At 38.7% G+C, this 14,963-nt stretch carries 13 protein-coding genes; 7 read left to right on the top strand and 6 right to left on the bottom strand.

Annotation, left to right across the window (positions count from 1 at the left end; genetic code table 11):
* Positions 1 to 6 precede the first annotated feature (6 nt).
* From ACXIUD_RS04545 to ACXIUD_RS04535, 3 genes are all read right to left on the bottom strand, one after another.
* Entirely contained in the window at positions 7 to 1,236 is a 1,230-nt protein-coding gene (locus ACXIUD_RS04545) for a hypothetical protein (protein ID WP_458051430.1), read from the bottom strand.
* 110 nt (positions 1,237 to 1,346) lie between these two features.
* Positions 1,347 to 2,660: an RIP metalloprotease RseP gene (gene rseP, locus ACXIUD_RS04540; RefSeq protein ID WP_458051429.1), complete on the bottom strand. Its 1,314-nt coding sequence runs from the start codon at positions 2,658 to 2,660 to the stop codon at positions 1,347 to 1,349.
* Entirely contained in the window at positions 2,660 to 3,826 is a 1,167-nt protein-coding gene (locus ACXIUD_RS04535) for a 1-deoxy-D-xylulose-5-phosphate reductoisomerase (RefSeq protein ID WP_458051533.1), read from the bottom strand. Before ACXIUD_RS04535 ends, rseP begins: the two co-directional genes overlap by 1 nt.
* Before the next feature lie 187 nt (positions 3,827 to 4,013).
* Between ACXIUD_RS04535 and ACXIUD_RS04530 the strand changes: the two genes are divergently transcribed.
* Entirely contained in the window at positions 4,014 to 5,453 is a 1,440-nt protein-coding gene (locus ACXIUD_RS04530; RefSeq protein WP_458051428.1) for a S1C family serine protease, read from the top strand.
* 30 nt (positions 5,454 to 5,483) lie between these two features.
* Entirely contained in the window at positions 5,484 to 5,894 is a 411-nt protein-coding gene (locus tag ACXIUD_RS04525) for a nucleotidyltransferase substrate binding protein (protein ID WP_458051427.1), read from the top strand.
* A gap of 345 nt (positions 5,895 to 6,239) precedes the next feature.
* Here the strand turns inward: ACXIUD_RS04525 and ACXIUD_RS04520 are convergent, their stop codons facing one another.
* Positions 6,240 to 7,502, bottom strand: a complete 1,263-nt coding sequence (locus ACXIUD_RS04520; RefSeq protein WP_458051532.1) for a replication-associated recombination protein A — start codon at positions 7,500 to 7,502, stop codon at positions 6,240 to 6,242.
* 149 nt (positions 7,503 to 7,651) lie between these two features.
* On the opposite strand from ACXIUD_RS04520, the gene ACXIUD_RS04515 reads away from it, so the two are divergent.
* On the top strand, positions 7,652 to 8,524 hold the full coding sequence (locus ACXIUD_RS04515) for a geranylgeranylglycerol-phosphate geranylgeranyltransferase (RefSeq protein WP_458051426.1): 873 nt from the start codon (positions 7,652 to 7,654) through the stop codon (positions 8,522 to 8,524).
* 4 nt (positions 8,525 to 8,528) lie between these two features.
* Here ACXIUD_RS04515 and ACXIUD_RS04510 read toward each other — a convergent pair whose 3' ends face one another.
* Entirely contained in the window at positions 8,529 to 9,194 is a 666-nt protein-coding gene (locus tag ACXIUD_RS04510) for a heme exporter protein CcmB (protein ID WP_458051425.1), read from the bottom strand.
* Positions 9,195 to 9,274: 80 nt separating this feature from the next.
* Here ACXIUD_RS04510 and ACXIUD_RS04505 point away from each other — a divergent pair, with 80 nt between their 5' ends.
* Positions 9,275 to 9,436 carry a DUF2200 family protein gene (locus tag ACXIUD_RS04505; protein ID WP_458051424.1) on the top strand — a complete coding sequence of 54 codons (162 nt, stop codon included), beginning with the start codon at positions 9,275 to 9,277 and terminating at the stop codon, positions 9,434 to 9,436.
* 22 nt (positions 9,437 to 9,458) lie between these two features.
* Here the strand turns inward: ACXIUD_RS04505 and ACXIUD_RS04500 are convergent, their stop codons facing one another.
* A complete protein-coding gene (locus tag ACXIUD_RS04500) occupies positions 9,459 to 10,241 on the bottom strand; it encodes a formyl transferase (protein WP_458051423.1) in 783 nt (260 codons plus the stop codon).
* A 269-nt stretch (positions 10,242 to 10,510) separates the two neighbouring features.
* On the opposite strand from ACXIUD_RS04500, the gene htpG reads away from it, so the two are divergent.
* From htpG to ACXIUD_RS04485, 3 genes are all read left to right on the top strand, one after another.
* Positions 10,511 to 12,394, top strand: a complete 1,884-nt coding sequence (gene htpG / locus ACXIUD_RS04495) for a molecular chaperone HtpG (protein WP_458051422.1) — start codon at positions 10,511 to 10,513, stop codon at positions 12,392 to 12,394.
* A 275-nt stretch (positions 12,395 to 12,669) separates the two neighbouring features.
* The gene (locus ACXIUD_RS04490) at positions 12,670 to 13,650 is read left to right on the top strand and encodes a Fic family protein (protein ID WP_458051421.1); all 981 of its coding nucleotides are present in this window, start codon (positions 12,670 to 12,672) and stop codon (positions 13,648 to 13,650) included.
* Positions 13,651 to 13,852: 202 nt separating this feature from the next.
* Positions 13,853 to 14,878, top strand: a complete 1,026-nt coding sequence (locus ACXIUD_RS04485; RefSeq protein WP_458051420.1) for a 6-bladed beta-propeller — start codon at positions 13,853 to 13,855, stop codon at positions 14,876 to 14,878.
* Positions 14,879 to 14,963 lie beyond the last annotated feature (85 nt).

Below are 14,963 nucleotides of genomic sequence, written 5' to 3'. Positions count from 1 at the left end.
TATGAATTAATATCTAATGCCGATTAAAAGAGAGTTAATGACTTCGCTGTACTGCGCACGATTATTCTCTAACCAAACAGAGTAACTACTTGACAGCAAGCTGCTTTGCAATTCTATAATTATCCCAAGTTTTTTGGAATAATTAATATGCGTACCGATTTTAAAAGTGGGGCTTGTAATGTGTTCTTTATAAGTAGTGAGTCGGATTTCCTCCAAAGTAGTTGTATTTATTACCTTGTTTTTTCTATCTAAAATTGAAAAATCACTTTCAATGGTATTCATCCGATAAATCACCCCTACACCTGCAAATGCATCGAAAAATCTATTTCTATAAAATGAATAGTTGATTGAAAAGGGGATGAAAGTAGAACTTATATGAAAGTTCTCTCTACCTGTAAAAACCGTATTTTGGTTTTCAAACTGGGAAATGACCGTGTTTGAATAGGAACTCATCCCTACGCCCAAATCAAGCCCAAATTTTGGCACATTTCTTATTTGATGGAGTCGCAAACCTATTTGGAAAGAAGGGAAGAACTGTTGCTCAAAAACATCCAAGCGATCATTGGTTCGGTCACTTATGAGGGTTGCAGCATAATTGCCGCCCACATTTATGGTAGGAGATAACCTAAACTTTGGAATATTTTCGATGTGAACTTGGTACGGGAGATTTTCACATTCGTGGTATCTGACCAGCAGGTCTAAAAAACCATAATCAGAGTAATAGGTTTTTTCTATGTTTTTTCTCAACGAAGTTCCACAGTTTCCGGCAAATAAGATCAATAAATCATCTACGAATGGTTTTTTGATATTGGTTACAATTCTCCCAGCGAAGTTGTTTTCTTCCAGCGATTTATACATAAGAATAAGCTCTGACTCACTTTCAATGTAAATGTCGTCCTGATGGCTAAGTAAATTGAAAGTGCCTGTGAGTATCTGTTGAACAAAAACTTTGTTTGGTTTACCGGGTAACTTCATGCTTTTGAAGATTCTTCCATTATCCAAGCCAAATCCCTGAATATCATTAGGTAATAAGTCTTTTTTTGCTCCAGATTGAGATATAAATTTCACTACGGAATAGTTACTTTGGTCAAAAGATCTTACAATCTTACCAGTTTCAATTTCTCCGGACTTTAAGATGATATAATCTTGGTTAGGTAACTGTTGTGACCATGATTTTTGCGAAAAGCTGACTAACAACAGCAAAAAGCAAAAGGAAAGTGAGGTTAAAAACTTCATAAGCTTACTAATAATGCTATGAATTTTACCGAAAAAAATAATTTAAAAAAAATAATCGGGAATAATATTTATTCCCGATTGCATAAATTTGTGTAAATCAAACCATTAAATTACGAGGTAAATAGTTTTAAAATGTCGTTGCCGATAGCAAATACCATTAACGCCAATAAGACAACCATGCCAACCTTTTGGGCATTTTCCAAGAACTTATCTGAAGGGGCTTGACCTGAGATCATTTCATACAAGAGAAACATGACGTGCCCTCCATCCAAGGCTGGAATCGGAAGTAAGTTCATAAATGCTAAAATCATGGAAATCAAACCTGTTATACTCCAAAACTTAACCCAATCCCATTTGTTTCCATAAATTTTAGCCATGCCAATAGGGCCGCTAACATTTTTTGCTGAAACTTCTCCCGTGAACATTCTACCAAGTGCTTTTGCATTGATGATGACTACACCGAAGGCCCGTTCGGTTCCTTTGGTTATGGATTCAGCAATACCATATTTTCTAACGACGGGTTCCAGCAACGAATTTACAGCAATCCCTATAGTCCCCTCGGCACTTACAGTTGCAGTTTTTTCTATAGTTGCTCCATTACGCTCAATAGTTAAATCTACTTTCTGCTCTTTAACTTCTGCTAATGCCTTTTGTAATTCATCAAAATAAACAATCGGTTGACCATTTACAGCAACAATTTTATCATCTGCTTGTAGCCCGATCTGCTCGGCTACAGATCCAGCAGCAACATCCCGTATTTCAAAGGGGAATCGGATATTGATAAAACTGGCTATGGCCTGTTCATTACTGAAGGAATTGATAAAGCCTCTTGGTATTTGGATTTGGATGATTTCTCCATTTCGATTTACAGTATAGTATCCGCTGCTCAGTAAAGCTTCTCCACTGCTAAGCTCCGCAAAACTGGTATATGATTCACCATTAATATCCAATACTCTATCTCCATCCTGAAAACCGATTTGTTGACCGATTTCATAGGCTACGATACCATGCTCCAATACTTGATCTCGTGAAAAGAATGTTTCTCCGTTTTGATACACCAAAACTACAAATATGATAATACCTGTCACTACATTGACAATGATACCTCCAAGCATGACAATCAAGCGTTGCCAGGCTGGTTTAGCTCTAAATTCCCAAGGTTGAGGCTCGGAAGACATTTGTTCCGTATCCAAAGACTCATCTACCATTCCGGAGATTTTTACAAATCCTCCCAAAGGAATTGCTCCAATGGAGTATTCAGTTTCTCCCCATTGAAATCCAATAATCTTGGGGGGAAAACCGATAGAGAATTTTTCTACACGCATGCCAAACATTTTGGCGGTAAGAAGGTGGCCAAGTTCATGCAAGCCCACCAAGATTGACAACCCGAGCAAAAGCTGGGCTATCATAATCAAAGTATCCATTATATTTTACTTGTTATTAGTTCTGTTGCCATCAACCGCGAAAGCTTATCTGTTTCTACGTAATCTTCCAAGCTTGGGTGTTGAATATAATTCATTTTTACTAAGGTTTCTTCGATGATGTCTGACATCTCCAAGAAGCCAACTTTATCCCGCAAGAATGCTGCCACAACAATTTCGTTGGCAGCATTGAGTATACAAGCGGTATTGCCGCCTTTTTCCAAGGCATCGTAGGCCAATTGGAGGTTGCGGAATGTTTTTGTGTCAGGTTGCTCGAATGTAAGATTGGGGTAATTAATAAAGTCAAATCTAGGGAAATTTGATGGAAATCTATCAGGATAACTCAATGCAAATTGAATAGGGATACGCATATCTGGCAATCCAAGTTGGGCTTTGATACTTCCATCTTCAAATTGTACCAAGGAATGTATGATGCTCTGAGGATGCACAATGACTTCTATTTGCTCTCTTTTGACGCCAAAAAGCCATTTTGCTTCAATTACCTCCAAGCCTTTATTCATCAAAGAAGCAGAGTCAATGGTGATTTTTGCCCCCATATCCCAATTAGGATGCTTCAAGGCTTGTTCCTTGGTTACATTTGCCAAAAATGCTCTATCTTTTCCTCTGAAAGGACCACCAGAGGCAGTCAGGATCAATTTTTCAATTGGATTATGGAATTCACCAACCAAGCATTGAAAGATTGCTGAGTGCTCGGAATCAACGGGATAAATATTGACTCCTTTGTTTTTTGCCAATTCGGTTATCAATTCTCCGGCTACTACCAAAGTCTCTTTGTTAGCCAAGGCAATGTGTTTACCTGCATTGATTGCATGGATGGTTGGCAAAAGGCCAGAATAACCCACTAAGGCAGTTAAAACAACGTCGATGCAATCCATTTCCACCACTTGCGCTAGCGCCTTTTCACCTGCATAGACTTTAATGTCCAATGGGTCTAAAGCCTCCTTTACATACATGTAAAGTTCTTCATTTACAATTACTACTGCATTTGGCTGAAATTGCTTGGCCTGAGAAATCAATAAATCTGCATTGTTTTGGGCAGTTAAGACTTCTACCACAAACTTATCAAGATGTGCCTGAATGACATCCAAGGTCTGTGTTCCTATGCTTCCTGTCGACCCTAAGATGGCGACGTGTTTTTTTTCTGACATCAACGAATCCCTGAAGAAATAATTTGGGTTATTTAAATAATCTGACAAAATTACAAGGTTATCTTACTTTTCCTGCTATTCTTCGGTTTGTTTTTATGTTTTGGCCGATTTGGCATGCAATTGGGAAAAGGATGATGTAAATTGACATTTGATTAACTGTTTCTAATTCATTTTCGTTAAAAAGTATATGGGAAAGAATTTAAAATTTATAGTATTGGCGTTTCTCGCAGGTTTAGCGGGTGCTTGGACCTACCAGCAGCTTTTTGTTTCCACTCAGGAATACTCTTTAGCCGAATTTAATCCAATAGAAACACCTTTCCGTGTCAATTATGCCACCGAGAGCAGTGCAGAAGTATCGATGAATGCACCTACCTCATTTGTGGAGGCCTCAGAAAAAAGCACTCCTTCCGTGGTTTTTATCAAAAATTTTTCCGGAACAGATCAACGCAGATATAGTATTTTTGACTATTTCTTTGGTACTGGTCCTACCCAACGAGTAAGTACAGGTTCAGGAGTGATTATTAGTTCTGATGGTTACATTATTACCAATAACCACGTGATTGAGCGAGCCGAGACTATAGAAGTGGTACATCAAAAAAGAACTTATCCGGCACGATTGATCGGGACAGATAAAAATACAGATATTGCCGTGTTAAAGGTAGAGGCTTCTAACCTTCCTGCGATCAAACAAGGTAGCAGCAGGGAGTTGAGGATTGGAGAATGGGTCATTGCTGTAGGAAATCCCTTTAATTTGACATCCACTGTTACGGCAGGGATTGTTTCCGCAAAAGAACGTCAGATAAATATCCTTGGCGGAGAATTTCCCTTGGAGTCTTTTATTCAAACCGATGCTCCGATTAATCCTGGAAATTCCGGTGGGGCTTTGGTAAATGTAAAAGGGGAATTGGTGGGAATCAATACTGCTATTCTTTCACGAACAGGATCCTATACTGGGTATGGTTTTGCTGTACCGGTAGATATTGCGGTAAAAATTGCCAATGATTTGATCAAATTTGGAGAAGTTCAAAAGGCAATTCCTGGGGTAGATGTGGTGGAGGTGACTCCTGAATTGGCAGAAGAGATGGCTCTCAATTCATTAGATGGAGTAATCGTCACCCATGTTATTCGTAATGGTGCCGGAGAAAAAGCTGGTTTGCAGCGAAATGATGTAATTACTAGAATTGAGAATTTTGAGGTAACTGGTAAAGGGAGTTTTGAAGAAGTGCTTTCATACTACTATCCAGGAGATAAAATCACTGTTCATTACAGAAGAGGTAAGGACTCTCGTGCCGCTCAATTAACTCTTCAAAATCTGGAAGGGGGTACTGGTGTTTTACGTCGAGAGTTCTTTACTTCCAATATATTAGGTGCTCGATTAGAAACAATCAATACCTTGGAAAAGGACCGTTTCAATATTTCTCATGGAATAAAAATAACAGGAATGACCCGTGGTTACCTTAGGGATTTAGGCTTAAATAATGGCTTTATCATTACTCAAATCAATGGGGAGGCTGCCAAAAATCCTGAACAAACAGGTGAATTCTTGGAGAAGTTCAGTGGGCGGTTGCGATTGGAAGGATTTACCGCCAATGGACAGCCTTTTATGCAGTCCTATAATGTTCGTTAAATATTCCGTGAACCCAAAATCAAGATTATCATGAAATTGAACAGCTCGACTACATATGCTCCCCATGCAAAATTTCAAGAAGCACTGGCAGAATTGAATGATTACACTCGTACATCTGATTTCAAAAATAGCGATGTGAAAAAGTATCGCAAACAGGTTATTCGATTGTTCGAAATCACGCATGAACAAGCCTTGCTTACCATGGAGGAGTTTTTTCGCAAACAGGGGAAAGGTCCTTTTTCAGGATCCAGAGATTTGACAGTAGAGGCTTTTCATGCAGACTTGATTGATGATGGAAAGGGCTGGCTAGACATGGTAATCGACCGCATCAAGTTCAACCCTGTTTATCCCGAAGATCACGATGCGGAATTAGCCGAAAAAATCATTCAACAATACATCAAACTTATGGATAATTTTGATCGGAAGTTTACTAAGATCTGAATTATACCAAGTACAATAGCCTGTACCGACACTCTGAATACCAAGTAGTGGTTTTAGGATGTTATGGTCTCCTTCACCCCCAATTATTCATTCCAAATTCCTAATTTATCACTCTTCACTGTTCACTACGCATTCTTCCTCCAATGCTAAGGATTAAAATCCACGGCACTTGATTTGGTGGATTCTTTAGAACTTCGCATGAGTTTCGTCTCAAAAATTCAATTAAGATAGTGAGTTAAAACCCACAGACGAAGGTTACATCCCATTCCTCATTCTTCATTCTTCATTCTTCATTCCTAATCTTTCACTCTCCACTGTTCACTACGCACTGCGCAATGCTCACTTTTAATACCCATACTTCCCTTTCCACTTTTCCTTAAGATAGCGTTTGAGTTCCTGTTCGCGGGCATTGCTACCCGGGCGGTAGAAGGAGGTGTTTTTGAGTTCGTCGGGAAGATATTCTTGGTTGATGAAGTTCCCTTCATAGTCATGGGCATATTGATAGTTTTTGCCATAGTTTAAGTCCTTCATCAATTTGGTTGGGGCATTGCGAAGGTGGAATGGAACTGGTAAATCGCCCGTTTGCCTTACCGCTTGTTGTGCTTCGTTTATTGCCATGTAGGCAGCATTACTTTTGGGGCAGCTAGCTAAGTAGGTGACACATTGGGATAAGATGATTCGAGCTTCGGGGTAACCTATGATTTTTACTGCCTCAAAACAGTTAGTTGCTAATAGCAAGGCATTGGGGTTAGCATTTCCAATATCCTCGGAAGCAAGAATAACCAATCTACGGGCTATAAATTTCACGTCTTCACCTCCTTCAATCATACGAGCCAGCCAATATACAGCTGCATTTGGATCTGAACCCCGAATAGATTTGATAAATGCAGAAATGATATCGTAATGTTGTTCTCCACTTTTGTCATACAAGGCCACTTTTTGTTGAGCAATAGTGCTTACCTGAGCATCGGTGATTACACAAGGTTCTTCTTCGATGGCATTGACGACGATTTCAAACAAGTTTAACAATTTCCTTCCATCTCCTCCGGAAAGTCTGAGTAAAGCCTCCGTTTCCTGCAATTGTATGATTCTTTTTCTCAAGTCAAGGTCCTTTTCCATGGCCTGCTTAAGCATGGCTAGGAGTTCTTCTTTTCCCAATGCATTCAAGGTAAATACCTGACAGCGTGAGAGTAGGGCTGCATTGATTTCGAAAGAAGGGTTTTCTGTGGTAGCTCCGATGAGACGGATGGTTCCTTTTTCTACTGCAGCGAGTAAAGCATCTTGTTGGGATTTATTGAATCGGTGGATTTCATCGATAAATAAGACTACACCTTGCTGGAATTTAGCTTTTTCGATGACTTCCCGGATGTCCTTGACTCCACTGCTAATGGCCGAGAGTGTGTAAAAAGGTACTTTGATCTCGTTGGCTATAATATTGGCTATGGTTGTTTTTCCCACCCCTGGAGGTCCCCATAAAATCAAGGAAGGTACATTTCCTGAGTGAATGGCTCTGTACAAAAACGTATTAGGTTTGCTCAGGTGTTCTTGTCCAATCAATTCTTGCAAGCGGGTAGGGCGCATGCGTTCGGCTAGAGGAGTGGGATTCATCATTTTCAATGCTTGAAGGAATTTCAAAGATAAAAAGCTCAAGGTTATCTAAGGTATATTTTGGGTAAGTATTGGTAAGGTGCCAACATTAAATCTATCAGCCCGTTAAATTCGCTGATAAGGCAAGGTTTTTTGCTTAATTTTGTAAGATGAATTCCATGACAGCCACACCTACATTTACTATCAAAGGCCTGCTGAAAATCAGCAGACCTTCCAATTTGCTGATTGTGGTATTCGCACAGTTGATGACTGCGCATTTTTTGGTGGAAACTACCCGTCAAGGAGTACCTGTGTTGCAGGATATCAACTTGTATTTAATCATTTTGTCTACGGTGATTATTGCAGCTGCTGGGTATATGATTAATGATTATTACGATGTGAAGATTGATTATGTCAATAAGCCTAATGAGGTGATTATTGGCAAAGGAATGAAGCGCAGGGTAGTGATTTTTTTGCATACCTTACTCAATTTTTCAGGTATAGGTATAGGCTACTTAGTTAGTCCTCGGGTAGCAGTGATTAATTTTATAGCAGCTTTCTTACTTTGGTGGTATAGTAACGCACTGAAGCGCCTGCCTTTTGTGGGGAATTTGACTGTAGCCTTATTGACGGGGACGTCTATTTGGATCATTGGCTATTACTATCAAAACTCAGAGTTGTTGGTACTCACCTACGCCATTTTTGCTTTTTTCTTGAATTTGATTCGAGAGATTCTCAAAGATATAGAAGACAGACATGGGGATAGAAAACACGGGTGTCAGACCCTACCGATAGTCTTTGGGTTTCGTAACACCAAGTACATCATATTTTTTATTGCCTTTGTGTTTGTGATTGCCATCTTGGTGGTAACTTTTAAAATCAATAAATTATCACTCTTCTATTACTTTGGAGGACTAAGCTTTCTGTTCTTTTTGTTTATGTACAAAATCTATCAAGCAGATCGTAAGGCTCATTTTACCCAATTGAGTTTGCTGTCTAAACTTTTGATGCTTGCGGGGATACTGAGTATGGGGCTAATCTAGTTGATTAACTTCTCCATAAATAAGGGAATAAAATGTAAGCAGCCGCAGCAATAATGGCATTGATGGCAGCAAGTGTTATTAATTTATCTACACTGACAGAAAAATCCAATCCATCAATGGCATTTTTGGAGACCCGAATGGCCATTAACAAAATAGGGATAATGACTGGAAAGCTTAAGATTGCCATCAGAGTGGCATTGTTACTGGCTTTGGAAGCAATCCCCGAAACCATGGTCAAGCATGCGGAAAACCCGATGGAACCTAATAGCAAATTTAGGATAAATAAGCCTTGATCTTGAACGGGATTACCTAAAATGATGCTGAAAACCAAGTATCCTAACAAGGCCAAAACCAATGTTAGCAGGGTGTTATAAAGCATTTTTGAAATGATAATAGCTTCAGGTGAAGCAATCATGTAGTAGTATAATTGTCGGCCTTGATGTTCCTGCATGAAACTCTTCGCCACCGCATTGACTGCCGAAAATAAGATAATGATCCAATAAAGTGCATTCCAGGTTGGAACACCTATGTTCCCCTGTTTTGCTCCTACGCTCAGATACACGATAAAAACAGCAGATACCACATAAAGTAAAATACCATTGAGGGCATATTTCTGCCTCCATTCGAGGGTGAATTCTTTAATGATAAGGGTTTGGATTTGTCGCAACATGGAGCAAAGATAGGGGATTTTTAGAGATTAGATTTGCAGTGCCAACTAGAGACAAAGCTCTAAATGGAACTACTGCAGGCATGGCAGGATTTCAAAAACCTACCAAGCCAAGAATTAGTTTTGAGTACTTTGTTTTTGAAAATATTGAAAATGAATTGTCTACACAAGTTCCATGTCTGAATAGCCTTGTTGATCAATTTGCTAAAGGCAAGAAAATGGATAAAGCTCAAGAGCCTAAGTAAAATGTAGGATCTTACTTTTGGACTACAAATAATACTCGATGGTTTCTTCTCTAGGCTTTGGACGAAGGAGGCCTAGATTTTTTTTAAACACATATTTGAGATCGGCTGATAATGACCTATCCGTTTTTTTGTAATTTTTACCTAAACTGGTTTGCTTCAATCCCAAAGGAAGGGCATTGGTTTGTTCTATCTTTTTTAAAATTTCTATCACGGCCTTTGATATCACCAGACTGGTTTTAATATCTATAGAGAGCTCCCCGTCTTTGGGTTCTAGACTTGGGTAGCCCAATGCGAAGATTTCACCTCTGTCCACTCCCGAATTGATGGAATGAACCGATGCTCCTACATGGTCGAAATCTTTATTTAAAAAAGCCCAGAATAAGGTGTCATTTCCTCTGTACTCCGGAGGAATACCATAGTGGATGTTTATAGATCCAATTTTTGGAATTGAAAGCAGTTCATTAGTCAACAGAGGTGCTCTGCACGTGAGTATCAGGTCTGGCTGAAGTGCTGAAAGTTGAGCGATGCATTCTTTTGTTTGCAGATCTGAAAAAGCTACGGGAATACGTTTATGAGGAAACTCATTCAGATCAAATCCTTTAATGGCTTTGTTGAGTCGGGTTTTATGTATTTTTTTAAAAAAACGATGCGAAAAGCTAGATTTGCCTTTAGATGTTTTCGTGCCGTTTGGGCTGCCAGACTTGGATGAGGGTACTATTAATGTGACATCTTTAAAGTTTTTGAGAACTTCATACACCAATATCCGCTCTCTCGGTGTACACTCACTGATTAATAAAATTTTCATTATAATTGTTTGGGAACTACTACGCAATATACAAAAATTTAATTTCAAGGAGTATAAGATACTGCTAGTTCCCACTCTATTTCCACCTTATTTCAACTTTATTTCCTCTCTCTACCCCAATAAATTTCTCCAACCCCCAATATCCCAATATCGAATATCAACCAATATCTTTAAAAATTCTGCCAAAATGACATTTTTACACCTTTGGAACAGGCATTGATAAAGAGTAATTATCAATCATGTATTTCACAACATAAAATTATAGAGCTATGCAGGAAAAAGGTACGATCTCGATACATACCGAGAACATTTTCCCTATCATCAAAAAGTTTTTATATTCCGATCATGAGATTTTCCTTCGGGAATTGGTTTCCAATGCTGTAGATGCCACCCAAAAAATCAAGCGATTGGCTCAATTGGGGCAGTATAGCGGTGAGTTGGGTGACCTGACTGTGGAAGTTGCTTTCGACAAAGACAAAAAGACCATCACCATCTCTGACAGCGGCCTTGGAATGACCGCTGAGGAAATCAAGAAGTACATCAACCAAATTGCCTTCTCCGGTGCTACTGAGTTTGTAGAGAAATTCAAGGATGCCAAAGATGCCAATGAAATCATCGGTAAGTTTGGTTTGGGTTTCTATTCTGCCTTTATGGTGGCCAAGCAGGTGGAGATCAATACCCTTTCTTACCAAGAAGGCGCTGCCTCTGCCCGTTGGACTTGTGATGGAAGTACGGAGTTTGAAATTTCCGAAGGAGACAGAAAAACACGCGGTACTGACATCATTCTACACATCAATGAGGACTCAGAAGAGTTTTTGGATAAGTGGAAATTGCAGGGAATTTTGGACAAATACGCCAAATTCTTACCTATTCCAATTAAGTTCGGTACCAAGTCTGAAAGCGTAGAAGACGGTGTAGATGATAAGGGCGAAAAGAAGTGGAAGTCTGTAGAAGTTGATAACATCATCAACACGACTGCCCCAATTTGGACCAAGTCTCCGAATGACTTGAAGGATGAGGATTACTTGTCATTCTACAAAGAGTTGTATCCAATGAGCGAAGATCCATTGTTCTGGATTCATTTGAATGTGGATTATCCGTTCAACTTGACGGGAGTATTGTACTTCCCGAAAGTGAAAAATGATTTTGAGTTCCAAAAGAACAAAATCAAGCTTTTCAGCCGTCAGGTGTTTATTACCGACGAGGTGAAAGATATTGTGCCTGAATTCTTGATGCTTCTACATGGAGTGATTGATTCTCCGGATATTCCATTGAACGTATCCCGAAGCTTCTTGCAGTCGGATGGTAATGTGAAAAAGATCAACAACTACATCACCAAGAAGGTGGCAGACAAGTTGGCAGAATTGTTCAAGAAAGACCGGAAGGTGTACGAAGAAAAGTGGAACGATATCGGTCTATTTGTGAAGTATGGTATGATCAGCGAAGAAAAATTTGCTGAAAAAGGAAAAGACTTCACCTTATTGAAAAATACCAATGGTGAGTTATTCACGCTTGCCGAGTACAAAGAAAAAGTAAAAGCACTGCAGACTAACAAAGAGGATCAGGTGGTGTATTTGTACGCAACGGATGTAGCCAAGCAGGATGCTTTCATTCAGTCTGCCAATAAAAAGGATTACGATGTCTTGGTGATGGATTCTCCGATTGACAACCATTACATCCAACATCTGGAAATGAAGGAGGAGAAAACTACCTTAAAGCGTGTGGATTCTGATGTGGTGGAGAAGTTGATCGTCAAGGACGATGGCTACGCCAACTTGTTGACAGAGGAGCAATCTACGCAGGTGAAGGAAATCTTTGAAAAAGCAATCGGAAGCCAAACGTACAGTGTGGCAGTAGAAGGCTTAAGTCCAGAAGAACTGCCAGTAACCGTAACCATGGATGAATTTATGCGCCGCATGAAAGAAATGGCTCAGATGGGTGGAGGCATGAGTTTCTACGGAGCAATGCCGGATAATTATAAAGTTGCGGTCAATGGAAACCATCCATTGGTAGATAAGATCCTTAAATCCGAATCAGTAGAAGAAAAAGAGAAATTGGCGAAGCAAGCCTTTGACTTGGCTCTCTTGGCGCAAGGATTGTTGACTGGTAAGGATTTGACTGCCTTTGTGAAGAGAAGTGTGGAGATGATTTAAGTCATAAAGGCCTTAAAGCCTTCAATGGAGTACACTAGGGAGACCTTTGGGTGCAAAAAGTTGCGCTCAAAGGTTTTTTTATCGCAAATGAGCAGGATTTTTAGGGGGAATGATTAACGGTTTTTAAACGTAGATTTTAAAACACGGATTGAGAATGGATTCTCACTGATTTTCACAGATTTTTTGTAGGAGTATTATTTATGATTTGGGGGTTTGGTATAAATATTTCTCAAAAATTGTTATTTTTGATAGTATCATTTGATACTATCAGAATAATGAAACCTCCGTACGATCTAACGCCTTCGATCCTTAAACTCCTCACCTCGATTTCAGAAAAAATAGGGGCGGTAAATGCCAAATTCATTGTCAAACAAAATCCGAAACTTAGGAAACAAAATCAAATCAAGACCATCCATTCATCTTTAAGTGTCGAAGGAAATACCTTATCTGAGGAACAGATTACTGCAATTATCGAGAATAAAAGAGTGGTTGGGCCTGAAAAAGATATCATTGAAGTCTTAAATGCATTGGATACGTATAAGCACTTGAAACATTGGAAGCCTTCTTCAGAAAAAGATTTCTTGAAGGCACATAAGATGTTGATGAATAAATTGGTTGAGGTTCCGGGCACATATAGAACAAAAGGGGTGGGGATTGTCAAAGGCTCCAAGGTTGAACATCTTGCACCACCAGCATCAAATGTTGCTTTCCTCATGAAAGAACTTTTTACCTACCTTAAGGATAAGTCTGAGCTTTCGTTGATCAAAAGCTGTGTGTTTCATTACGAGATGGAATTTATTCATCCATTCATGGATGGAAATGGAAGAATGGGGAGGTTGTGGCAAACTGTTATTCTAATGGAAAATCACCCTTTATTCGAATTTCTTCCATTTGAAAGTCTCATCGCTAAAAATCAAAAGGAGTATTATTTGGCTCTTTCTGCGAGTGATAAGGAAGGGAAATCAACACAGTTTATTGAATACATGCTATCGCTAATTCAGAAATCGTTAGACGAACTTCTTGAAACCAATACAAAGAAGCTCGATGAAACAGAAAGACTTGAAATTTTCTTGGAACAATCAGACAACATGTTTTCAAGGAAAGATTATATGAAGTTCCATAAGGAGCTATCTTCCGCTACGGCAAGTAGAGATCTCAAAAATGGAGTAGCGCTTGGTTTGATCACCAAATCAGGAGATAAAAAAACAACGCTCTATCAAAAGAATGTAATCCTGCCCCAGGTGATGCATTCATAGTTTAATTTGAAGGCGAATTAAGTTTGAAAGTTTTGATAAATTTCAACCTTAATTTTAATTATGATCCTAGTTTTATAAAGATATGATAAGAATACTTTTAGTAAAAAAATTTTTAACGATATTTCTACTTGGTTTTTTGTTAGCATGCCAATCGCCCAAAAAAGAAGCCGACCAAGTAGTAACCATTGAATCAATCCAGGATATGATTTCTTGGATAACTATTTTTGACGAACCAACATTTTTATTGGTTAGTAATCCAGAGTTAATATCGCCAATCTACAGGGTCCAATCATCTGATGATGGCTTGTTTTTAATAGATAGAAAAAAAGAAAAGGTTTACAAAATCGATTCTTATGGAAATACTTCAGTACTTATTGCTCGAAAAGGCGAAGGTCCTGAAGAGTATACACTTATTGATGATTTTAAACTTGGAGAAGATGAAATCTGGATATTAGATGGAGCTAAAATCCGTTTAATGGTTTTTACTTTCGATGGAAAGTTGAAAGAAATAGTGGATTTGAAAAGTAACCAAAGGGATGGATATGGAGCTTTTCAGGTCCTTGATGATCGAGTGGTTTTAAATACAATTACTGGTTCTAATTATAAATTTAGGGTATTGGATAAAAACTCCCGATTACTCGAATGGGTCAGTCCTTTAGATTCTATAGTAGTAGGTTTTGATTTTGGAGGGGATAAAGGTTTATCAAAAAACGAAAACTCCCTTTCATATATACATCCTTTTCAAGCAGTTATTCACAATTTTGATGAAGAATTGAATTTAGTAAAAATGGTTAGGTTGGATTTCGGTCAGTATGGAATTTCTGATGAGGAATTAAATGAGTTGAATAACGACTTCAATCGAGCTTTTGATTTGATTTTGGATCCTGAAAGACCTAAAGCACATTCCTTTAGTATAGAAGAAACCAAAAATCATTACCTGCTGACAAATTTTATCGGTCCTTTTGGGACTGGAAAATTTATTCATACTGCAATTGATAAGGTTTCAGGAGAAGCAATAAGTTTTGAGAAATTGTCTATCTCAGGCAATACCCTTCCGATTATTTTGGTTGGCGTGCATAGTTCAAATCAGCTGATTTGGGCACTTGATATGGAACAATTCGAGCAATTAAATCCCTCTCAACAGCAAGCCATCCTTCCCCAAGAAGTGCTAGATCAATGGAATGGCAATGGGCATGTGTTGGTGATGGGAGCGGTGAGGAGTAAGTGATTTTAATATTTTTAATTGAAAATCAGTTGGTTGTGTTTTTGAACATATTCTTTTTTTCAATAGTTGGGATTTAATTCTTCTAAAT

Source organism: Mongoliitalea sp. (genome assembly GCF_054166905.1).
The sequence above is the reverse complement of the archived record's forward strand: the minus strand, read 5'-3'. Positions and strand labels throughout refer to the sequence as shown.